The following is a 22,267-nucleotide window of genomic DNA, read 5'->3' on the forward strand; positions in this document are numbered from 1 at the left end:
AAGGAGTTTATTTAAATATTAATTTTCAACATGAAAGGGGCTGAATTCATATGAATTCAGCCCCTTTTATTATGTCTACTTTATATGTAGATGATTATCTAAACTTAGGTTTCTTTCTAGAAGGAGAGAAGAGTTGTGATAAGAAATTATCTGGTAAATACATTTCTAGTCTGATTTGAAAAATATAATAAGCATCGTTCTTTAACGGGTTTCCTCTATCATCTCCTGGTAAACTTACGGAAAATCCACCTTCAGCACTTCTATCAGATAAGGCTTTCGCTAAAGCTGCTTTTTCTGTGTTTTCACCAAATAGAACGTCAAACTCACTTCTATCTACATGATCTTTACTAATGTCATCCAAATAATCAGTAAAGGTGTGTCTATAACCTGCTTCCAAAAGAATATCTATCGCATCATTGGCTTTTAATCTTACTCCAATGCCAATAGGAACTACCATAATTCTTCCAGAATACGGTGTTAATTCAGTTTGTAATGGTCTTAAGGGTACCCAGTTCCCTTCGTATAATGCTTTGGGATTGTTGGAGCTTAGTCCAAGTCCAGCATAAATATAAGGGTTAATCAAAGGACGTCTAGTATAGGAGTTGTTAACTGGTATCAGGTTGAAAACAAACATGGCCGATAACTCAAGATTGTTTGATCTAAAAGATAAATTTCTCTTTCTTCGAGTATCAGTACCACCAAATCTATTATCTCTTTGTTTGATTTCTTGATTAAGTGAGTCGGCACCAGCAATTTGATACCAGTTTAAGTCAACCCTCACACTCAATTGCGAACCAAATTTTTTACGTAATCCTAGACCAAAATTAGGTCTTGCTGTAAATCCATCGTATAGTACATCATGTAAGTCACCATGATAGGTGGACGCGCCTAAACCAAAAGAGAACATCATGCTTCTGTCTCGTCTTCTAGAATAGAAGCTTTGAGCGTTGACAGAATCAACCACAACGAAAATAAATAGAAGAAGAAATATCGTTTTTTTCATTCCGAATACACAAGTGTGTAAATCTATATACTGAAAAACATTTAACTAAATAAGTGGTGGTTACACTAAACGTACTTCGGTGAGGCTGTACAAAACTAGGTAATATTCTTATAAATAGAAAATCCTTCGGTAAAATACCGAAGGATTTTTAAGTGCACCCGGAAGGAGTCGAACCCTCAACCCCCAGAGCCGAAATCTGGTACTCTATCCAGTTGAGCTACGGATGCCTAGCTTTTTAAGCTAAAACTTCTTGAACTTTAGTTGCTGCGTCTTTTAAAAGAATAGCAGAATGAACGGCTAAACCACTTTCGTCAATGATTTTAGCTCCTTCTTCAGCATTTGTTCCTTGCAAACGAACGATGATTGGGATATTAATATTTCCAATTTTCTTATAAGCTTCTACAACTCCATTGGCCACTCTGTCGCAACGAACGATACCTCCAAATATGTTGATTAATATGGCTTTAACATTAGGGTCTTGAAGAATAATTCTGAAACCTGCTTCTACAGTTTCTGCATTAGCCGATCCTCCAACATCTAAAAAGTTCGCAGGCTCTCCACCTGATAACTTGATAATATCCATAGTAGCCATGGCCAAACCAGCTCCGTTTACCATACAGCCTACATTACCATCTAGTTTAACATAGCTTAAACCAAACTTTCCTGCTTCTACTTCTGCTGGATCTTCTTCAGTAACATCTCTCAATGCCAATAGGTCTGGGTGACGCATTAAAGCATTGTCGTCTAAGTTTACCTTTGCGTCAACAGCAAGAATCTTGTTATCAGAGGTTTTTAAAACTGGATTAATTTCAAACATTGAAGAATCAGAACTCTCATATGCTTTGTATAGTGAGAAAATGAATTTAACCATTTCCTTAAATGCATTTCCTTCTAAGCCTAGTTTGAAAGCTACTTTTCTAGCTTGGAAACCTTGAAGACCTACTTTTGGATCAATCCATTCTTTAATAATTTTCTCTGGACTGTTTTCTGCAACTTCTTCAATGTCCATTCCACCTTCGGTAGAGGCCATGATTACATTGCAGCCTTTTGCTCTATCTAATAAGATACCCATGTAGTATTCCTTAGGCTCTGAATCGCCAGGATAGTACACATCTTGTGCAATAAGTACTTTGTTGACTTTCTTTCCTTCAGGCCCAGTTTGATGAGTTACAAGAGTGCCATCTAAAATAGCTCCTGCTTTGGTAGGTACTTCATCTAAACTTTTTGCTAAAACTACACCTCGTGATCCGGTTTCGTTTACAGTGCCTTTTCCACGACCACCAGCATGGATTTGAGCTTTTACTACGTACCAAGATGTTCCTGTTTCAGCATTCAGTTTTTTTGCCGCTTCCAACGCCTCGTCAGCTGTTGAAGCAACAATGCCTTCCTGAATTTTTACTCCATGTTTTTTTAGTAGTTCTTTTGCTTGATATTCGTGGATATTCATGTGTCAAAATTTTTGCACGAAACTACACCTTTGACCTTAATATAACAAGGAAAATAGGTGGCGTTCTTTTTAGTTGTACATGATCATTCGTATGATTTTACTATGTTTGGTTTCATAAGTAGCTATGGAGATTTTAAAGGCAGAAAGTGTAAGGAAGTCATATGGTGATTTAGAAGTGCTCAAGGGCATTCACCTGACTGTTCAAAAAGGAGAGTTGCTGTCGATTGTAGGAGAATCAGGGGCTGGAAAAAGCACCTTGCTTCATATTTTAGGAACTTTAGATTTAGCAGATACTGGTAAAATAATGATCAACGGAAAATCTGTCGGTGAAATGAATCCTAAACAATTGGCCAGTTTCAGGAATAAGGAAATAGGTTTCATTTTTCAATTCCACAATCTGTTGCCTGAATTTACAGCATTGGAAAATGTGTGTTTGCCAGCATTATTTTCTAATTCTAATGAAAAGGAAGTTTTTAAAAAGGGTGAAAAGCTTTTAACTAAACTTGGTCTATTGTCCCGAAAAGATCATAAACCTTCTGAACTTTCTGGTGGTGAGCAGCAACGTGTAGCAGTAGCCAGGTCCTTGATTAATGACCCGAGCCTTGTTTTTGCTGATGAACCCAGCGGTAATTTAGATTCGAAAACAGCTGAAGAGTTGCATCGCTTATTTTTCGACCTTAGAGATGAACTTAACCAAACTTTTGTGATTGTAACGCACAATCAATCCCTAGCATCAATGACTGATCGAAAGATTGAAATTAGAGATGGGGTAATTGTTAGTGAGTAGATATTTATCTTCCCCGAATTTGATAATTTCAACCATGACTTGAGCTGTGCTTTGTTATCAGTTAGCCATCAAAGTATTTGTTTTCATTATTCAGCAGTACTCATTTTTGTTTTAGAAAATAGAATGTCCTTTTGGAAGGTTCTTAGTGTATTTAAAGCTGAGTTCAGTTTTATCTGGTCTTCTTCACCACTTTACAACGAATAGAAGATTTACCGTATAATGAACCCGGTAGATAATATCCTAGTCTGAATCCAAATCTTAAATAGGCATCATTCGTACCTTCCCCGCGTGCATCGCCCGCTGCGGCTGGATCAAAACCTAACTCTACTCTTCTGTCAGATAGCTGTGAAGCGATTGGGTCAGCAAAAGAAGATGGATCTCTATAATTTGCACTCACATCATCTAGATACTTTGTCAAAGCGGCTGTGTACTGCATTTCTAATTGCAGGTCCATATTTCTATTGATGAATATATTTACCCCGACACCTATTGGGACTATCAGCGCCAAAGTACCATACTCAACGCCTTCTAGTCTCATTGGACGTAATTCGTAGTCGGTTCCGGCTAAAGTAGCTTTGGGTTTGTTTGTGGTTACCCCTAAACCCAAATGAAAATAAGGATTCACAAAAGCCCTGTCTTTATAGCCTGTATGGGGGTGGCGAAAAGCATAATATAAAGCCTGAGCCGTAAACTCTATGTTAGTGGCTTTAAAAGATAAGTTTCTTCGAACTCTCGCTGTTTCAACAGAAAGAGAGTCGGCTCCTTTAATTGAGTATACCGATAAACTTCCGCGAAGCGCAATGTTGTCAGTGAAAAGGTGTTCGTAAGCGAGTGAAGTACTTAAACCCATTTTTACTTTAGTGTCGGTGGCTAAAGCACTTAACTCTCCAAAATAGGTGTTTAAGCCAAAGCCAAAAGTGACTTTCGAAATTCTATCAAAATCGCCTGTAGTGGTGTACTGTTGACCCATGATGCTCTTTGAAACAATAACAAAAAGCAATAACAAAAAGCGTGATTTAGTCATTCTTTAAAAATTTGATTTAGGCTTAGAACCATAAAGATATAATTCAAACGCAAAAAAAAGCTATGTATTGGCAGATTTCATCTTTTCAAGCATGATTTCAATATGCTTTTTTGCTCCAAACATATCTTGATACACTGCAGCAACCTTATGTTCAGCATCTAAAAGGTAGGTAATCCGCTTTGGAATTTTGATCAATGGAATAAGTGCATCGTATGATTTACAAACTTCCCCCTTTGGGTCAGAAAGTAACTCGAAAGGGAGATTATGTTCTTCTTTAAATTTCTGATGACTGGTGATACTGTCTTTACTTATTCCAATGACTGTAACATCTAAGCCTATAAAGTCTGAAAAGGCATCGCGAAAGGTGCACGCTTCTTCTGTACAGCCTGGGGTGAAATCTTTTGGGTAGAAATAAATGATACAGGGCTTGCCTTTAAGGTCTACCGCTAAATCGAATACTTGTCCTGTGGTACTTTTTAATTTTATTTCGGGTGCTTTTGAACCAATTTTTAATGCCATGCTTTATGTTTGAGTAATTATTTTTTCGGATGGGAATATCGCAACTTCGAGCATGGTTTCAAAAGGGGTAAAATACATGCTCTTGTCAACATTCATTTTTGCAGTAATGAATGTGCTCATTAAATACGTGCCAAATATACCTGCAATTGAAATCATTTTGTTTCGCTCAATTGTTTCGTTTTTAATGTCGGGTATCGCATTAAAATCACAGAAGGTTCCTCTTTTTGGAAACAACAAGAAAATACTCCTGTTTAGAGGCTTGGCTGGAGCTCTTGCACTAATGATGTTTTTCACTACGCTTCAGGAAACTCCCTTAGCAAGTGCAGTTACTTTAATGTTTCTGGGGCCAATTTTCACTGCGATTCTAGGAATGTGGATTGTAAAAGAAAAAGTGGCTTGGGTACAATGGATTTTCTTTGGGCTTTCTTTTGCGGGAATTCTAATGATTAAAGGCTTTGATGCGCGAGTTTCGCCAGAAATGGCTTTGCTAGGCGTAGGGGCGGCCTTCTTTTCGGGAATTGCCTATAATATGATTCGGAAGCTGAAAACTTCGGAACACCCTTTGGTAATCATATTTTACTTTCCACTGGTTACGCTTCCTATTGTTGGAATTTACTCCGCATTCCACTGGGTTTGGCCAGTAGGGATTGAGTGGGTGGTACTTTTGGCCATTGGTGTGCTTACTCAATTAGCACAGTATTTTATGACTAAATCTTATCAGTCGGAAGAACTTTCTAAGGTAGCCAACCTTAACTTTATCGGAATTATTTATGCCTTAGGTTTTGGCTATGTTTTGTTCGAAGAAACTTTCAACCTTCTGACCTATTTGGGAATGACTTTGGTGATGATAGGCGTAGTTTTGAATGTAGTATATAAGCAAAGAAAGCAGAAAGTTGTATGAAAATTTATCAAGTAGATTCTTTTACCAAAGAGGTTTTTAAAGGTAATCCAGCAGCTGTGGCCATTTTGAGTGAACCGATTTCAGATGAAATGATGCAAAAGATAGCGGTAGAGATGAATTTATCTGAAACTGCTTTTGTCAAAATAAATGAAGGTTATTGCGATTTACGATGGTTTACACCAGCTACCGAAGTTCCTCTTTGCGGCCATGCAACATTGGCTTCGGCTTTTGCGCTTTGGCAAGGCGGCCACTGGCCAAAAGACAAAACCATTGAGTTTAAAACTTTAAGCGGTTCGTTGTTTACTTCTTTAGATTCAAACGGTTTAATTATCATGGATTTTCCTGCAAATTATGCCACTACTGCCGAAGGCTTTGATAAAATTGAACTCGAAAGTGCTTTTGGTTTTCCTATTAAAGAAGTGCTTAACTACCCTGCTGAGTTAATTCTGATCTTTGAATCGGAGGAAGCTGTGCTGTCAGCCAATCCTGATGATGCCGTTATCGCTAAACAAGCCCAAAATGGGGTAATTGTTTCTGCCTTATCGAAAGGGGAGAACTACGATTTTGTAAGCCGCTATTTTGCACCCAATTTGGGAATTAAAGAGGACCCTGTAACTGGTTTTATGCACACCATTCTAACACCTTACTGGGCTGATAAAACTGGAAAGACCAATTTTAAGGCTTTTCAAGCTTCTGCCAGAACAGGCGAAATGCAAACGGAATTAAAAGGGAATCGCGTAATTCTAAAAGGAAATGCAGTAATGGTTTTTGAAACTGACTTTGAGATACCTTCTAACCTGAACCCAATTAATAAAATAGTTTAGGCAATTTATTGAGTATTCTGCCATTAGCAGAACCCTCCAGAAGTTCTCTTTTTCGCTTTAGATTAATTATTTACTACTGATAATATAATTGCCCCAACTTTTGGAGGGTTTGTCTAAGTGTAGAATCAGGTTCAGGGTTCTACCTTACATTAAAAGTAGTTCTGCCTATTTCGTAAGTATCAGAAAGAATGATGACTTTGTACTCGCCTTCATCAAATTCAGAACCTTTGTCGTAAACGAAGGTCAATTCTTGCTTTGAGTTATCGAAAAGAATTTCCTGACGCGCTGTAAATGTTTGTTCACGTCCATCTACAGTAAATGAACCAGAACCTTTAGCGATATCAAAAACTACATTGCCAGCAGGGTCAACCAACTGAATCATGATTTTATGGCCTGCAACTGGTGCAACAGGGTTGTCTGCTAGATTGAAAGTTACCTTGATTTTCTCAGCCTGACGACCTCTGAAATCACCTTCTCGCTCTTTTCCCCTAGAATTTATATTGAAAACTTTTACGTTTTCTGCCTTAAGTTTGGCTGCCAAAGAAATCTGCTGTTTTAGCTCTTGTTGCGTTTCGGTGGCTTTACGAATCGTATTGTTCAATTCGTTTTTCTCGGTTTTTAAATCAATGTTCTCTTCTACCAATTTGGTATTGATTACTTTCAACGCTGCGATCTCGTCATCTTTGGCTAAGAGTAATTCTTCGTAACCTCCCACTTTTCTGTCCAAGCGTTGAATAATGGCTTTATTGGCTACTCTTGTTCGTTGCAGCTGATCACGTTGTGCAGTGATAGAGTCTTTTAAGGTTACCAAGGAATCTATATTTCCACCCAACTTGGCTATTTCAGAAATACGGTTGCTAAGTTGACCGCTAATACTATCTAATTTAGTGGTAAGTGTGATTTTTGTAGCCTCAAATTCAGCTTGAAGTGCGTTTTTGCTTTCGTTATCAGAGTAAATTTTGAAGCCCGCCCCAGCTACAATAACAATGAGGGCCACAATTAATATAATTCTAATCTTATCTGGGCTTCCGCCTTTCTTCTTTGCTACTTCACTCATTCCGCTGAACCTCTGTTAATAAATTTTAAACGCCTTTTCGGTTAAATATTGGGCGAATTACTTAAATCTTTTTTAAATATGCCAACCCATTAAAAACGACTGGCATGATTGAATCTTTAAATGAGAATTATTGGACACAAAGGTATGAGAATAATCAGGTGGGCTGGGATATAGGCCATGTTTCTACACCTATTAAAGATTATATCGATCAGCTTACCGATAATGACATTAAGATTCTAATTCCCGGGGCGGGAAATGCCTATGAAGCAGAATACTTATGGAATCAAGGGTTTAAAAATGTTTGGGTGATTGACCTTTCTAAAACTCCTTTGCAGAATCTTCGATCTAGAATTCCTGATTTCCCTGCTTCGCAATTAATTCATGGTAACTTCTTCGAGCATCACTCGCAATATGATTTGATTATTGAACAGACATTTTTCTGCGCGCTCAACCCCATTATGCGAACGGATTATGTGACTAAAATGCAAGAGCTTTTAGTGGAGGGCGGTAAACTAATAGGCCTTATGTTTAAGATTCCACTCAATACAACGCATCCTCCTTTTGGTGGTAAAGAAGAAGAGTACAGGTCCATTTTCTCGCCTTATTTCAAGATTGAAATTATGGAAGAAGCTTATAATTCCATTCCACCAAGAATGGGGAACGAGCTTTTCGTGAAGATGATAAAGATCTGATTCTAAAAGTTAATCTTATACCGAACAATTGTAGGGTTTTCTTCTTCTCCTGTATCAGAGACTGACCTTGATTCTATAGTATTAACACTATAGAAATAGCCTTTTTGAGCGAATTGAGCAGGGCCAAAACCATACTTTTCTTTAAAACGATTCATTGTTAAATTTAAGGTTTTATCGGTGTTCTTGTTGAAAAGAGTCCAAACGTATTCAATGGTCTCGGAGTCAGTTTTTGATGTTCTCTCCCACGAAAAAGTGAGTAGATTATCGCTCTCAAATAAATTGCCCTGCACAATATAATAGTCACCAGTCATTAATGCTTGACGGAAATCCATCGGGTCTTTTCCTTTGATTTCTGACGGAATATTATGGCCATTAAAATCGATGGAGTAAATGGGTTTAATTTCCTTTTCTGTTACCATGTATATACTATCGTGCATGGATTGCATATAGATTATGCGCTCATTTGAAAATGTTAAGCTGTTGAATATTTTCACATAATCTGTTGAACCATATTCCAATACTCCGCTTAGAAATGTGCTGTCATTGCTTTTGTTAGCAATCTGCAAAAGTTCCTTTCTCTCAGTGGGATCATCCTGTCTGCCATCCATATGGAAAACAAAATTGCCTTTGTTCAGTGAAGCAAAGTTGGAAATCTGTCCATTGACTTTATGTTGGCTTTTAAAGTTCCCCTCTAAATCATAGTTGAGCATTCTCCGTTGGCGAACATCCAAAATGTTGATTTCATCCGAAAACTGATTGATGTTAAAATCGAAGGGAAGGTAGAATTGTCCTTCGGCTACACCAATGGAATGAATTCGCCTAAGAATTTCCCCTTCTAAATTAAAAATATAGAGAGATTTGGATACTCTAATGTCAAGCAGGTAAATCTTCCCTTTATAGATGATCATCTTATCAATTGGGCCAAGAGTAGAACTGTCGGTCAATTCTAACTTGACTTCACTTCTCTCAGTGATCAAATTATCACCAATGTGTTTGGTGACTTCTCCGATAGAAATGACCTGTAAATCGTCATCAGATTTAGTTTTCTCTTTTGTAGAGCAAGCGGAAATTAGGGTAAATAGAAAGCCAACTAGAATGTATTTCACGGATTTAGAATTCAAATTGATCCATGAATTTACAGAATTAAAATCTATGAACTATGTTTTTAGTCTTAGATTTCTAAGATGTAGCTTTTTTTCATTAGATCAGGCTGAAGGAAGAGCATTCCTGCTTCGAATAGGTCGATGGAAAGGGAGACTTTAGGATGTTTTTTGAGCAGTTTCCAAGCATCGTTCATTTCTTTAGACCAATGAATATCGTCTAAAATAATCATGCCTGATGTTGTCATTTTAGGCAAGAGTAGTTCGAAGTATCGAAGTGTAGGTTCGTACCTGTGGTTGGCATCAATGTAGGCTAAATCAATTTGAGGAGCGTTTTCAATCCATTGAGGTAAAGTGTTGTCAATATTCCCTTCGATCAATTGGTAATTGAAGCAGTTTAACTTACTTAAGTTTTGCCTGGCTAAACTGGCAATGGACGCACTTCCCTCAAAAGTGAAAAGTTGAACATCCTTTTTTGCAGAAGCCATATAGGCGGCATTCAAACCTAATGAAGTACCCAATTCCACGATGTTTTTATAATCGAAATGTGTGATGATTCGATTGAGCAATCTTGAAAAGCGAGCAGGAGTGGAGGCGTGATTAGCGATCTGACTTACTTTGCGCGTATTGGAATTACTGATCCGAGAACCTGCACCCAAATCTTCTATTAAAACCTCTTCATCGTTTTGAAGCAGGCTTTTTCTTAAGGCTTCAATGGGTTCAAAACCTTTTTTATTGTCTTTTTTAACGACTTCAGTATAGAAAGGGTAGAGGAATGGCGAGTGCAACGAATGTTCATTCATGGCCAAAAGCCAGTACTTTATATAAGCCAGAATTTGGTGCAAGGGAATTAATTAAGGAGATAGGGAACGATCATGGTGAACTCAGGAATGATGACTTCAAACTGTTTTCCGTCCATCACCCTTTCCATCAAATAGATGCCACGCATTTTGCCAATACCGCTTCTCAGGTTGCAACCAGACACATATTGATGCTTTTCGCCCGGTTCTAAAACAGGCTGTTGCCCCACAACACCTTCACCTTCTACCTCGCGCATTTCGTTATTGGTATCGAAAATCTGCCAATGTCTGCGGTGTAGCTTAATTGTATTTTCGCCATCATTTTCAATCGTAATACGGTAGGTAAACACAAAGTGATTTTGTGCCGGACTGGAGTATTCCGGTTGATAGTGGGTTTCCACACTTACTTTTACACCTTCTGTTATTGCTGTTACAATCATTTATGGCTTTCGCTTCAGAGTTTTAAAGATATAGATTACTTTTAAAATTACTAATGAGAAAACGAAAATTCGATGAATGTTAAGATTGAGGAGAGCTGGAGAGAAGTTTTAAAAGAGGAGTTTGAGAAGGAGTATTTCAAGCGTTTGACGGATTTTGTGAAGGAGGAATATAAAACTCAAACCATTTTTCCGGCAGGGAATAACATTTTCAGGGCTTTCGATCAATGTGCTTTTGACGATGTAAAAGTGGTGATTCTGGGACAAGACCCATACCACGGCCCAGGGCAAGCCAATGGGCTTTGCTTCTCTGTAAAAGAAGGAATGCCTTTTCCGCCTTCTTTGGTCAATATTTTCAAGGAAATTAAAGACGACCTAGGCAAAGACATTCCACCACATGGTTCCCTAGACCGTTGGGCACAACAAGGCGTTTTATTACTCAACGCAACTTTGACTGTGCGAGCGCATCAAGCAGGTTCACACCAAAATAAAGGCTGGGAAGAATTTACGAATGCTGTTATTCATCAACTGGCCACCCGAAAACAGGGGATAGTCTATTTGCTTTGGGGCAGCTATGCCCAGAAGAAAGCCTCCTTTGTTGACGACAAATCAAACTTAATTTTAAAAGCGCCACATCCTTCACCATTATCTTCTTACAGAGGTTTCTTTGGCTGCAAGCACTTTAGCAAGGCCAATGCTTATTTGGAAGAAAAAGGAGGTGATGGGATTGAGTGGTGATGATTAAGCCTTTGGAGGGTTCAAAACCCTCCAAGGGTTGATTTACTATTTGCTCTTAAACTTGATTTTCAATAGCACAGGGTTTTCTGATTGAAAGATTTCTTCTAAGTCAAAACCTCCATTTACTGTCCATTGGTCATTATCAAGGTTATCCATAAACTCTTCAAAATCGTAGGCAGCGATGAAACCTACTAGGCGGCCATCTTCCCATTCTAAGAAATTGATGTCATAATCCTCCTTGTTGTTTTTACGCATATCAAACCGAGTGAACTTTCCCGACTTTCTATTAATCATGCCTTTTCGTTGACTCATAGGGTTTAAATTATAGCTGACCATTATGTAATTTTTTCCTATGCCTGGCTTTACTTTATATACCTTGTTACCCTTAAGCATGACTTTAATGTCTCGATTCATAGATACATTACTTGTAGGGTCTGACCATAGCCATTGCTTTCCAAAATCAAATTTGAATCGCGGGTATTCTTTCCCGTCAATGATCTGATAGACGGTATCCGTTAATGGTTTACTGTAAAACACAGCCTCTTCTAGCTGGCTTATATTTCCTTCAATATTTTCTGGAACTCGTTTGGGATTGTTGATGAATGCTCCCTTACTCATGATTCTTAGTTTGTCATCTGTAATATAAAACCCATCATAAGCAATGACTGTATTAGGACTTGAAGGATTTCTTGGCTCAAAAAGGTATCCGTTTTTGTAAGGAATCATTTCTTGTCCATTTATTGCCTTATCATATCCAGCTTTTAAAGTTTCAATATGCTCTCCATCTTCAGAATACCTGAGTAAAAGCCTAGACCACCCGCTGTAGAGTTCAATCCTACCTTTACTAAACCAAGCATCGCTAATGTTACTATATTCATTAGGTCCTTGACCGTAATTACTGATCACATTTTTGTAATCGCCCTTTACATCAAACAAAGCTATTGAGCGATAAAAGTTTGTGCCTTCCTTATTCGGCACTCCAAATCCATTCGGAGTTTTGAAGTAACTATCCCAAGAAGAGATGAGTGAGTTTTCGTTTTCTTCTAACCGAATAACTTCAATATGATCAATAGCATCAAAGAAATTGGTTCTTGGGGCATCAATGTCAATTTCAAAACGCTCGAGCTTGGGGAGGTTTTGAGCTTTTAAAGCTGTAGAGAAAATCAGGAGAATGAAAAAACAGGACTTGTTCATTTTACTTGAATTTGATTTTGAGCAAAACAGGGTTTTCTGATTGAAATATTTCCTCCAAGTCAAAGCCTCCTTTAACTGCCCATTGGTCGCTTTTAAGGTTATCCATAAACTCTTCGAAATCGTAGGCAGCGATTGAACTTACCAGCCTGTCATCTTCCCATGTAAGAAACGTCAGGTTATAGTCTTCTTTGTCTTTCTTCCGTAAATCGAAGCGAAAGAAATCACCTGTTTCTCTATCTATATATCCTTTTTTCTGATGAACAAGCTTGTCTTCGTAAAAAAGGTAGGTCAAAAAAATGCGCCACTCACCAATATATGGGTATACCATATATACTTTTGCTTCGGCAGACATGGCGTTCATGGCAGTGACTGGTGATTTCATGTGCTTTGGATTTGACCAAAGCCATTCATTGCCGAAATCGAATTTAAACCTTGGGTATGCTTTGCTATTCATAATTTGGAAAACAGAATCTCTTAACGGTTTCATATAGAAAATTGACTCTCTGAGCGAGCTGAATACCTTTTTCTGAGTGAAAGGTAATGGATGAGGTTTGGCAACTGGTGCACTTTTTCCTGTGAGATTCAAAAGGTTATCGGTAAATATGAGCTCATTACCATTTGGAGGTGTGCCCATTTGGTGAAATATGTAGCCTTTTTGATATGGAATCATTGCCCAACCACTAATTGATTTGTCATATCTGGCTTCAATGGACCCAACGTATTCACCTGACTCCGTATAATGTTGAATTCTTCTTGACCACCCGCTAAATAGCGCTATGTGGCCATCCTTAAACCATGCATCGCTAATATTTCTGTACTCTTCTGGGCCTAGCCCACTCTTGCTAATTTCATTGATATAGTTTCCTTGCTTATCGAAAAGAATAAGCCTAGCTGGTTTGCTAATAGGCATGTAAGGAATGACAAACCCCGAAGGCGTTTTGAAATAATGATCAATCTCCCCTAATAGTGTCTTTTCAGTTTCTTCTAATCTGATAATTTCAATATGTTCAATGGCATCGAAGAAGTTTGTTCTAGTGGCATCAATATCAATCTCAAAACTCTCGAACTTAGGCGGGGTTTGGGCGGCTAGGTTTAGGGAGAAAAGAAGAAACGCAAAAGAAGAGATGTGTTTAATCATATTTAAATATAGCTTTTTTTTAAAGAGAGCCTAGTTTAGTATTGCGATGCCTATGATTTTAATGGCCGATATCTCTTCTTTCTGAAGTAGTTTCTTATTGGCATGATGTGCCAAGGCTTATTTTAATTTCACAATCATTACGACCGGATTATCTTCTCGGTCTATGTCCTTTAGCTTCTGCAAGCTTTTAGGTAGTGATTCGATTTTATCAGGGTTGTCTTGAAACCAGTTGTATATCTTTTCTGCTTCAACATTGTAAACGAGTTCATTTTGGTCGTTGATATACTGTGGAGAGAAAGGTATAAACTCATTTAAATCATCTTGAAAGCTAGATATTTGCTCATACCTCTCATAGGCCAGGTGTGTTTTATTCTCTTTAATGTCGTGGTAGGCACTATATGTTTTTCCTTGATAATTGAGGCTAAAAAACACGTAATTATCATTTAAATCAATATTACTCACCGAATACATGTTGAAGTAATCATCGTCCTCCATGATTTCTTTCTTTTCATAGGGTGGTGAATGTTCCCCCATATTAAATATAACGGTAGGTAAAAGTTTCTCCTTTGTTACCTGAAAAACTGTATCGTTAAAGGCTTCTTTAAAAAAGACATCATTTTTACTAGTGAAAAACAGGCCTTCGCTTAAGCGGAGGGAAAATGAGTTAGTTCGATTTGGCTCACATTGTTGGTGATTAGGAAAGCTTTTTATTACATCTCCCTTCTTATTAAAAATAACTATTAGCTCTGTGACAGTACAACTCATGTTCTTGATATAGCCAGCAAAATAACCGTCCTCTACTTCGAAAGCATTTTCAACTTCTGAGGGAGCCGAAGCTATAGTTTTAATTTCTCCATTTGAATTTAAAGTTTTGATTCGGTTACCAGTTCTAACATAAATTTCATTAGACGTTGTTGGGTGCATAGAAGGAAGGGTATATTGATAAGCCTCTGGATCATAACCATAGTGGCTTAATTCTTTAATAAACTTCCCTGTTTTTCTATCAAACTGAAGTATTTGCCTGAAAGCGACAGTGTAAATGTAATCCTCCAATACATAGGCTCGTGGGTATGCAGTAGCAACGAACCCCTCGTCTACCGTTTCGAGTCTAACATATTCAATTTCAGAACTAAACTGACTTAGGTATTGTGAAGTACCTTCTTTAAGTGCTTTTTCGATATCAATAACTACCGCACCTGAATTTAGTTGATTCGTAGTTTCATTAGATTCTTTTTTATTACTACAACTACTGGAAAATATAGTAATGCAAGCTAATGGCAGGAAGAATACTTTTTTATAATTCATGATGATTCGGATTATATAGGTTATTTTAAAAGACTAATTCTTAATACTACTAAATTAATAGTTGTATTAAATGTAAGTTAGTTTAACTACTAAAACAAACGTTACAGATTCGAGGAAAGAAGAGCTTGTACTTTAAAAATATATATTCTTAACACTACTTAATCTCTATGGAAATTAAATACAACAAGTGTTTATTCTTGTTGAGAGCGGTATTCGCTCTGACAGTTTTGTCTAATGTAAGTAGCTGCTCAAATGAAGGGAGTAAAGAAAGCAGTCAAGCAACTGGAGAGGTAACCTTAATTCCGAAAGATTCAATTAAGATTGATGTCTTAAGTCCAATAAAAATTTATGATTATGACCCTGAGAATAACCTCTTTTTGTTGGGGGATGTGGCTGATGGTTTCAGCGAGATGCTACCTGATGGAGCTATGCCAAAGGGTAATGAAGTCGGTTTCATAATTATCGATGGGTCAGGTGAGGTTCTTGGGCAATTTAATAATACAGGAGATGGCCCAGTCAATCATGGCGTAGGGGCTAAGAATAACCTATTTCTTGATGATAATCGGATAGGGGTTTTTACTAAGATCGGATTTTTTGTTTATGACTTCGATGGAAATCTACTGGGGCGCAGCAAAGCCTTGAATACCCAAAGAACTCATTTAGATATACCGTTTGATATCAGTGCTTTTCAGAATGGAAACCTCGCTTTGGGCTATACTACAATGTCTATGAAAGCATTCCAGAACCAAGACAATCCTTTTCCCTATATGAAGTCCTTTAGGATTTTTGACTTGAACGGTTTGTTAGGATCGGACGATGGTATTAATGATCATACAATTCAGAATTATGGGTTTCCAGAGGGAATTGCAGATGAGACCATAGGCGGAACAAGCCCAAGAATGGCTTTCAATAAAAGAATAGGGGTATTGAGTGTGCTATTTAGTAAATTCCAAAAACTGCATCAGTACTCAATAGCAGATGGTAGTCTCTTGAATGTCATTGATTTGAAGCCAGCTTATTTTAGTAGTGGAAATGAATCCGTTGTTGATTCAGGCAGTCCCGGATATTTGGATTGGAGGCAAGGTGGTGGAAGCCTAATTAATTCAACTTATCATGATATGGTACAGCTTGGTGATTATACTTTGATAAGGTATAGCAGTGTAATCTCCAATACTCAGGCGGGCCAATTAGTGGAGTCTGGAGGAATTTCAGAGAGCGAATACTGGGAAACAGTACGAAAATCAACTTACAAATTTTATTACCTGTTGATCAAGGATGGCAGCGTGGTAAAACAAGACTTTGAATTGGTAGCATTGTCTCCTCAACCGGGGGGAGAATACTTTAGAAGTGCTACAGATTTGAGAGGGCAGCTCATTGGAGGGAGTGACTTGAATTCTCTGTACGTTTTATATAATAACGATTACGCTCAGGAAAGAGATTATAAACTGATTGTGAGGTATGAACTGAAGTTGGATTAGTCGATTTTCTGTCTTAACCCTTGGAGGGTTCGTTCGATAAACGCTTAAAACTGCAAGAAATCCTCCATGGTTTTTATGCCTTTTTGGTTGGGAAGCCATTCTGCTACCAGCAGGGCACCCATGGCAAAACCTTCTCGTGAATGCGCAGTATGGGTAATTTCTATGGAATCAATTCTTGAATCGTATTGGATGGAATGTGTGCCAGGAGCAGGGTCAACACGCTCAGAAATAATTGATAATTCTTCTGGTTTGTTTGAAGCTTGGTTCACCCATTTGGTTTTGCTTGGTAAGTTTTCCATTACGCCTTCAGCCAAAGTAATGGCCGTGCCACTTGGGGAGTCCAGTTTATGAGTGTGGTGAATCTCCTTCATGCTCACTTCATAGTCGGTTTGCCCATTCATGAGTTTGGCCAAAAATTTATTCAACTTGAAGAAGATATTTACCCCAATACTAAAATTTGAAGCCACTAAATAAGTACCTCCATTATCATTACAATATTGATCAATTTCAGCTTTGTGACTTGCCCAACCGGTAGTACCTACCACCACGGGTATTTTATGACCAACACACCATTTAATATTATCAGGAGCGGCAGAAGGTTGGCTGAAATCTATGGCTACATCAATATCGTCCGTAGAAAGACTGTCTAAATCGTGTCTATTGTCTACCGTAATTTTAGCAACAATGTTATGGTTTCTGTCTAGGGCCAGTTTTTCTATCATCTGACCCATTTTTCCGTAACCTAATAAAAGAATTTTCATCTTGATCTGATTGGAATAGTTACACCTACACCAAGGTAGGTGGTGCCGTTATTAATTACGCCAACTTTGGGTTTAAAATTGGCAAGGTTATCATTTACATTAAAGCCTTTGAGGTGGGCATCAATTGAAGCTTCAATAATGTTTAAGCCATATATGGCAAGCGTTGTCAGAAACACTAAATCACGGTTTTTGCGCCAGTAATCAGCATTTCTTCGATATACCCTCAATTCATTTTCATTGATTGTCTCACCATTTTTTTGCTTCGCTAGCAACTCTTTGACCAAAACAGTGTAGTCTTTTCTTTTCTGATTATTATAATCGATAAAGTATATAGAAGTACCCATGCCCACATAAATGATAGGCGCTTTCCACCAACTGTCATTATAAATCTGGCCTAAGCCAGGAAAAATAGCAGATAGGGTAGAGGCTCTTTTAGGGTCATATTCCTTTCTGAGCTCAATGTCTGGTGGAACAGTGTCGCCCTCTACCAAACCTTTGTCCATTATTTCTATAGGGTCTTGGGCCATTGCTCCAAAGCCAAGGGCAAAGAATGAAACAAGGAATATGATTTTTTGCATTACAAGTTTATGATCTCCAAAATGCGGTTCAGGTCTTCAGTAGAAACAAATGGTATTTTTATTTCTCCTCTGTACTGTCCGTCTGCTTTTAGGTTTACCCTTGTACCGAAATGTGAAGATAGCTTTTGCTGAATTTGCTGAACTTCATAAGTTCTGTGCTTACTATCTCCAGTCTTTTCTGGCTTAGGTTTTTCCTCTTTCGGGGTAATCAAATCACGTACCAACTGTTCCACCTTTCTTACAGAAAGTTCTTCTTCTACAGTTTGCTTATAGATGTGCAATTGCTTGTCTACATCTTCGATATTGATCAAGGCACGGGCATGACCCATTGAAATCTTATTGTCGCGCAAACCTGCTTGAATATCTGGCGGAAGTTTAAGCAACCTCAGGTAGTTGTTTACAGTGGTTCTGTTCTTACCAACACGTTCTCCTAATTCTTCTTGTTTGATTTTACATTCAGATAGAAGCCTCTGGTAACTCAAAGCAATTTCGATGGCATTCAGATTTTCTCTCTGAATGTTCTCAATAATGGCCATTTCCAGCATTTGCTGGTCATCGGCAGTTCTTACATAAGCAGGAATACTCTTTAACCCAGCAATTTTTGAAGCTTGAAATCTTCGTTCCCCAGAAATCAACTGATATTCCCCTTCACTCAGTTGCCTTACCGTAATGGGCTGAATAATCCCTTGCAGTTTTATTGAATCGGCAAGCTCTTCTAATGCTACTCGATCGAAATGGGTTCTGGGTTGATATGGATTTACCTCAATTTGGTCAAGGTTAATTTCATTCATCGTTCCTACCGATGAGGTTTCTAGGTTTTTGTTGCCTTCAGAATTGGAATCTTCCAAAAGCGCACCTAATCCTCTTCCCAATACGCTTTTCTTTTTGGGTGCTTTTGCTGCCATAATAATTTTTTATTAATAGAATGAGTCGGTCTGAATGGCTTCCATTTAAAGGAATCCACAGACTGAATTCATTGATAAATCTAATTTAAACGATCTCCTATCTCTTTTGCAAGGTTGAGGTAAGCCAAGGCTCCTTTACTTTCTGCATCGTGAACGATTACTGGGAGTCCAAAACTAGGAGATTCGCTCAGTTTTACATTTCGAGGAATAATGGTTTCGAAAACCATGTCTTTAAAATGCGTATGTACCTCTTCAACTACTTGGTTGGAGAGCCTCAAACGTACATCGTACATCGTAAGAAGAATTCCTTCAATTGAGAGTTTAGCATTCAAACGCTTTTGAATAATGGTAATTGTATTCAAAAGTTTACCTAAACCTTCTAAAGCAAAGTACTCACATTGTACAGGAATAATAACGGAGTCTGAAGCGGTTAGTGCGTTAATGGTAATTAAACCTAGTGAAGGCGCGCAATCAATCAAGATGAAATCATATTCATCTTTAATTTCGCCCAAAACTTGTTTCATTTTTTCCTCTCGGTTCGATAGGCTTACCATCTCTATTTCTGCTCCAACCAGGTTGATATGCGAAGGCAATAAGTCTAGAAAGTTAACCTCGGTAGACATAATGCAATCGCGTATGCCTTCTTTGCCCACCATGCATTCGTAAATACTTTTGGTTACTTCTCTAGGGTTGTGGCCTAAGCCAGAAGTGGTGTTGGCCTGTGGATCGGCATCTACCACCAAAGTTTTATATTCTAATACCGCCAAACTTGCGGCAAGGTTCATGGCTGTTGTAGTTTTACCTACTCCTCCTTTTTGGTTTGCTATGGAAATTATCTTACCCATTCTTAAATCTAAAAAGTGATTTGTTGTCCAATTTTTGGTAATGTAAGCTTTATGCCAGCGGCTTCAGCTTTTTCTATCGACTCCTCATGGTCTATTGCTACATAAGGAAAAGTGTCGAAATGTACTCCAATTAAGGTATTACATTTCACCATTTTTGCAGCTTTTATAGCATCGGTAACACCCATCGTAAAGTTGTCGCCTACGGGCATAATAGAGAAGTCTAAGTTGAATTCTTCGCCAATAAGTTCCATGTCTTTGGTAAGAGCGGTGTCACCCGAATAATAGAAGCTGCCTTCATTATTCGTAATAACAATGCCTGCTGGATTTCCACCATAACTGCCATCGGGCATTGAGCTGGAATGAATTGCGTTTACCATTTTCAGCCTTCCAAAATCAAAGTTCCAAGCACCTCCATGATTCATGGGATGTCCGTTTTCTACTCCTTTGGCTTCAAACCAATTTACTACTTCAAAATTGGAAATTAACTTAGCTTTTGAGTTGAAATAGATAGCCTCAACATCTGCTACATGATCTCCGTGCCCATGACTTAGAATAATATAATCAGGCTCTAATTCATTGATGTCAATGTTCTTGGCCTTTTCGTTGGGTGTAATAAAGGGATCAAACAGCAACTTCTTTCCCATTGTTTCTACCATGAAAGAAGAGTGTCCGTAGAAGGTGAATTTCATGTTTTGTAGTCTCTGATTAGGTTCGTCAATAGCCTACAAAGATAGAAGAATCATTGAAAGAATTAAGGGAACTACATCAATAGAAAATGATGAATGTGTGAAGTGTTAATAATTGATTGTGACTGATTGAATTAGGTGTTTTATGAAGTTGAAACAAAAAAGGAAGACCGTTTGAGTCTTCCTTTTTTGTGAATATTGGTAAGTCTTATTTTTTAGATCTCTTTTGCTTTTGGGCTTCTTGGCTTGCCTTCATAGCATCTTCCAGTCTTTGTTGGAATTTAGATTTACCCTTGTTGGCATTCTTTTTCTTATTTTCATGTAGCGTTGCTCTAATCTTGTCTTCGTCTACAAAACGTCTGATAATGGCCTGCTGACCAAACGTGATGATGTTCGAAACGAAGTAGTAGAAGCTCAATCCTGAAGAATAAGAGTTCAACACAAACATAAAAATGATTGGCATAAAATAACCAATGCTTTTCATTGGGCCTTGTACCGTACTTACTTGGTTGTTTGACCAAGTGTATAGTATAGTAGAAACCGTCATAAGTAAGGTGAAACCACTTACGTGAGAACCATAAAAAGGAATGGTAAACGGTAAGTTGAAAAGCACATCGTAAGTTGAAAGGTCGGTTGCCCATAAGAATGATTCTCCTCTTAACTCAATAGAGTTAGGGAAGAAGAAGAACATGGCGAATAAAATTGGCATTTGAAGCACCATAGGAATACAGCCACTGATTGGGTTTACACCCATTTCGCGATAGAGCTTCATTTGCTCTTGCTGCATTTTTTGCTGATCTCCGCCTACCTTTTCTTTCAACTCGTCCAGTTCTGGTTTCAGGGCCTTCATTTTGGCCATCGACAGGTAGGACTTTCTTGTAAGAGGGAATAGCGCCAATTTGATGATCAAAACAATGATCATGATAATAACTCCGTAATTAGAGATGTACTTCTCTAAGAATTGGAACAGAGGAATGATGATGAGTTTGTTCACCCAACTCACCATTTTATAACCTAAGTAAATATTCTCTTTATAACCCGGAGTTACCTTTTTTAGAATTCGGTAATTGTTTGGTCCGAAATAATACTGGTTTTTGCTACCGCTATATAAGTCGGCTACAGGTATGGCCAAACGCATTTCGCCATTTTTAACAATGCTTGTGTCTTGAGCTGGAACGTCTGTACTTACTAATGCTCCAGTAAAACCCTTTTCTGAGATGATACCTGCATTAAAGAATTTCTGATCGAAACTTAACCACTTTATTGGCTCGGTTAACTGCTCTTGTTGAATATCGCTGCTCGATGCTTTTAAGTCATCTAAATCTTCAGCAAGCGAATACCATTTGATGGTAGACTTGATACGAGAATCGGATAAATTTTTCTCGTAACGCTTCATTTGGTGTTGCCAAACAAAGTTCATTTGCTCACCAATGATTGTGCTGTTTAGGCCATTAATTTTGATCTCATAGCCAACTACATATGAATCGCCTGCGATTGAATAAATCTGTTCAATTGAATTGCCTGAGCCTAAATCCATAGTGTATTTAAACTGAAGCGAATCGCCTTTTACCAGACTAGTGCCTGTTTGGCTGGCTTTAAAATAGAGGTCGGCTATGTTGATATTTCCTTTAACCGTTTGTAGCGTTAACGACTGACTTGTTGATTCTTCATCAATCAATATCAATGGCCTTCCGTCCCAAGTCTTAAACTCTTTTAATTCAACCGATTTTATTATACCACCCTTAGAACTAAAAGTAAACTTAGCTACTTCGTTTTCTATGGTTAAATCTGTTGCTTCACCTTGAGCACCAGCTGCAAACGCACCATATTTATCTGTATAATCAGTTTCAATAGTGTCTGTTAAAACATTACTTTCTTCTGATTGACTAGTTGTTTGCTCAGGGGTAACCGCTGCCTGTTCGGTAGGGGCTGGCGTTGCTAAATCTTCCTCGGTAACTGGCGGCTTAAAAACGATTGCATAGGTTATTAATAACGCTGCAATCAGGCCGAGACCGATCATCTGATTTCTATCCATCTTCTCTTTATTC

The 22,267-nt window shown here is 38.1% G+C and carries 23 protein-coding genes and 1 tRNA gene; 6 read left to right on the forward strand and 18 right to left on the reverse strand.

The genetic code is table 11. The annotated features are described in order from the left end of the window. Positions 1 to 94: 94 nt before the first annotated feature. The 3 genes from MB14_RS08655 to sucC form a co-directional block, all read right to left on the reverse strand. A complete protein-coding gene (locus MB14_RS08655) occupies positions 95 to 1,003 on the reverse strand; it encodes a DUF6089 family protein (RefSeq protein ID WP_062591179.1) in 909 nt (302 codons plus the stop codon). A gap of 153 nt (positions 1,004 to 1,156) precedes the next feature. Then, a tRNA-Arg gene (locus MB14_RS08660) sits at positions 1,157 to 1,230 on the reverse strand. Positions 1,231 to 1,238: 8 nt separating this feature from the next. After that, the gene (gene sucC / locus MB14_RS08665) at positions 1,239 to 2,450 is read right to left on the reverse strand and encodes an ADP-forming succinate--CoA ligase subunit beta (RefSeq protein WP_062591180.1); all 1,212 of its coding nucleotides are present in this window, start codon (positions 2,448 to 2,450) and stop codon (positions 1,239 to 1,241) included. Between the two features lie 130 nt (positions 2,451 to 2,580). On the opposite strand from sucC, the gene MB14_RS08670 reads away from it, so the two are divergent. Next, positions 2,581 to 3,237 (forward strand): ABC transporter ATP-binding protein, encoded by a 657-nt coding sequence (locus MB14_RS08670; RefSeq protein ID WP_062591237.1) that lies wholly within the window; start codon positions 2,581 to 2,583, stop codon positions 3,235 to 3,237. A gap of 169 nt (positions 3,238 to 3,406) precedes the next feature. Here MB14_RS08670 and MB14_RS08675 read toward each other — a convergent pair whose 3' ends face one another. Both MB14_RS08675 and MB14_RS08680 read right to left on the reverse strand, forming a co-directional pair. After that, positions 3,407 to 4,261 carry an outer membrane beta-barrel protein gene (locus MB14_RS08675; RefSeq protein WP_062591181.1) on the reverse strand — a complete coding sequence of 285 codons (855 nt, stop codon included), beginning with the start codon at positions 4,259 to 4,261 and terminating at the stop codon, positions 3,407 to 3,409. Between the two features lie 60 nt (positions 4,262 to 4,321). Then, positions 4,322 to 4,780, reverse strand: a complete 459-nt coding sequence (locus tag MB14_RS08680; RefSeq protein WP_062591182.1) for a peroxiredoxin — start codon at positions 4,778 to 4,780, stop codon at positions 4,322 to 4,324. Positions 4,781 to 4,832: 52 nt separating this feature from the next. Between MB14_RS08680 and MB14_RS08685 the strand changes: the two genes are divergently transcribed. Both MB14_RS08685 and MB14_RS08690 read left to right on the forward strand, forming a co-directional pair. Next, a complete protein-coding gene (locus MB14_RS08685; protein WP_062591183.1) occupies positions 4,833 to 5,681 on the forward strand; it encodes a DMT family transporter in 849 nt (282 codons plus the stop codon). Continuing rightward, positions 5,678 to 6,505, forward strand: coding sequence for a PhzF family protein (locus MB14_RS08690; RefSeq protein ID WP_084376014.1), 828 nt, complete (start codon positions 5,678 to 5,680; stop codon positions 6,503 to 6,505). Before MB14_RS08685 ends, MB14_RS08690 begins: the two co-directional genes overlap by 4 nt. A 139-nt stretch (positions 6,506 to 6,644) precedes the next feature. Here the strand turns inward: MB14_RS08690 and MB14_RS08695 are convergent, their stop codons facing one another. Next, a complete protein-coding gene (locus tag MB14_RS08695) occupies positions 6,645 to 7,562 on the reverse strand; it encodes a DUF8428 domain-containing protein (RefSeq protein WP_062591184.1) in 918 nt (305 codons plus the stop codon). A gap of 104 nt (positions 7,563 to 7,666) precedes the next feature. Here MB14_RS08695 and MB14_RS08700 point away from each other — a divergent pair, with 104 nt between their 5' ends. After that, on the forward strand, positions 7,667 to 8,254 hold the full coding sequence (locus MB14_RS08700) for a methyltransferase domain-containing protein (protein WP_062591185.1): 588 nt from the start codon (positions 7,667 to 7,669) through the stop codon (positions 8,252 to 8,254). A 2-nt stretch (positions 8,255 to 8,256) separates the two neighbouring features. On the opposite strand, the gene MB14_RS08705 is transcribed toward MB14_RS08700, so the two are convergent. From MB14_RS08705 to apaG, 3 genes are all read right to left on the reverse strand, one after another. Then, the gene (locus MB14_RS08705) at positions 8,257 to 9,360 is read right to left on the reverse strand and encodes a DUF4934 domain-containing protein (protein WP_062591186.1); all 1,104 of its coding nucleotides are present in this window, start codon (positions 9,358 to 9,360) and stop codon (positions 8,257 to 8,259) included. 65 nt (positions 9,361 to 9,425) lie between these two features. Beyond that, positions 9,426 to 10,199, reverse strand: a complete 774-nt coding sequence (locus MB14_RS08710) for an O-methyltransferase (protein WP_132644019.1) — start codon at positions 10,197 to 10,199, stop codon at positions 9,426 to 9,428. A 5-nt stretch (positions 10,200 to 10,204) separates the two neighbouring features. Continuing rightward, the gene (apaG, locus tag MB14_RS08715) at positions 10,205 to 10,591 is read right to left on the reverse strand and encodes a Co2+/Mg2+ efflux facilitator ApaG/CorD (RefSeq protein WP_062303179.1); all 387 of its coding nucleotides are present in this window, start codon (positions 10,589 to 10,591) and stop codon (positions 10,205 to 10,207) included. Positions 10,592 to 10,666: 75 nt separating this feature from the next. On the opposite strand from apaG, the gene ung reads away from it, so the two are divergent. Continuing rightward, positions 10,667 to 11,329 carry a uracil-DNA glycosylase gene (gene ung, locus MB14_RS08720; protein WP_062591188.1) on the forward strand — a complete coding sequence of 221 codons (663 nt, stop codon included), beginning with the start codon at positions 10,667 to 10,669 and terminating at the stop codon, positions 11,327 to 11,329. Between the two features lie 45 nt (positions 11,330 to 11,374). Here the strand turns inward: ung and MB14_RS08725 are convergent, their stop codons facing one another. From MB14_RS08725 to MB14_RS08735, 3 genes are all read right to left on the reverse strand, one after another. Then, entirely contained in the window at positions 11,375 to 12,523 is a 1,149-nt protein-coding gene (locus tag MB14_RS08725) for a DUF4934 domain-containing protein (protein WP_062591189.1), read from the reverse strand. Position 12,524: 1 nt separating this feature from the next. Beyond that, positions 12,525 to 13,661, reverse strand: coding sequence for a DUF4934 domain-containing protein (locus MB14_RS08730; protein WP_062591190.1), 1,137 nt, complete (start codon positions 13,659 to 13,661; stop codon positions 12,525 to 12,527). 117 nt (positions 13,662 to 13,778) lie between these two features. After that, the gene (locus MB14_RS08735) at positions 13,779 to 14,966 is read right to left on the reverse strand and encodes a DUF4934 domain-containing protein (RefSeq protein WP_062591191.1); all 1,188 of its coding nucleotides are present in this window, start codon (positions 14,964 to 14,966) and stop codon (positions 13,779 to 13,781) included. A gap of 167 nt (positions 14,967 to 15,133) precedes the next feature. Between MB14_RS08735 and MB14_RS08740 the strand changes: the two genes are divergently transcribed. Next, positions 15,134 to 16,444: a hypothetical protein gene (locus MB14_RS08740; protein ID WP_062591192.1), complete on the forward strand. Its 1,311-nt coding sequence runs from the start codon at positions 15,134 to 15,136 to the stop codon at positions 16,442 to 16,444. Positions 16,445 to 16,488: 44 nt separating this feature from the next. Here MB14_RS08740 and dapB read toward each other — a convergent pair whose 3' ends face one another. The 6 genes from dapB to yidC all read right to left on the reverse strand — a co-directional run bounded on the left by dapB (position 16,489) and on the right by yidC (position 22,254). Continuing rightward, a complete protein-coding gene (gene dapB / locus MB14_RS08745; RefSeq protein ID WP_062591193.1) occupies positions 16,489 to 17,205 on the reverse strand; it encodes a 4-hydroxy-tetrahydrodipicolinate reductase in 717 nt (238 codons plus the stop codon). Beyond that, complete coding sequence (locus tag MB14_RS08750) at positions 17,202 to 17,783, reverse strand: DUF5683 domain-containing protein (RefSeq protein WP_062591194.1); 582 nt, start codon at positions 17,781 to 17,783, stop codon at positions 17,202 to 17,204. The genes dapB and MB14_RS08750 overlap by 4 nt, the downstream gene beginning before the upstream one ends. After that, the gene (locus MB14_RS08755) at positions 17,783 to 18,688 is read right to left on the reverse strand and encodes a ParB/RepB/Spo0J family partition protein (protein ID WP_062591195.1); all 906 of its coding nucleotides are present in this window, start codon (positions 18,686 to 18,688) and stop codon (positions 17,783 to 17,785) included. The genes MB14_RS08750 and MB14_RS08755 overlap by 1 nt, the downstream gene beginning before the upstream one ends. Positions 18,689 to 18,768: 80 nt before the next feature. Then, positions 18,769 to 19,533, reverse strand: a complete 765-nt coding sequence (locus tag MB14_RS08760; RefSeq protein ID WP_062591196.1) for a ParA family protein — start codon at positions 19,531 to 19,533, stop codon at positions 18,769 to 18,771. An 8-nt stretch (positions 19,534 to 19,541) separates the two neighbouring features. Then, positions 19,542 to 20,222, reverse strand: coding sequence for a metal-dependent hydrolase (locus MB14_RS08765; RefSeq protein WP_062591197.1), 681 nt, complete (start codon positions 20,220 to 20,222; stop codon positions 19,542 to 19,544). 205 nt (positions 20,223 to 20,427) lie between these two features. Next, positions 20,428 to 22,254 (reverse strand): membrane protein insertase YidC, encoded by a 1,827-nt coding sequence (gene yidC / locus MB14_RS08770; protein ID WP_062591198.1) that lies wholly within the window; start codon positions 22,252 to 22,254, stop codon positions 20,428 to 20,430. Positions 22,255 to 22,267: the final 13 nt, after the last annotated feature.

Origin of the sequence: Roseivirga ehrenbergii (genome assembly GCF_001593005.1) — a bacterium.
In the GTDB taxonomy this organism is placed as follows: domain Bacteria; phylum Bacteroidota; class Bacteroidia; order Cytophagales; family Cyclobacteriaceae; genus Roseivirga; species Roseivirga ehrenbergii.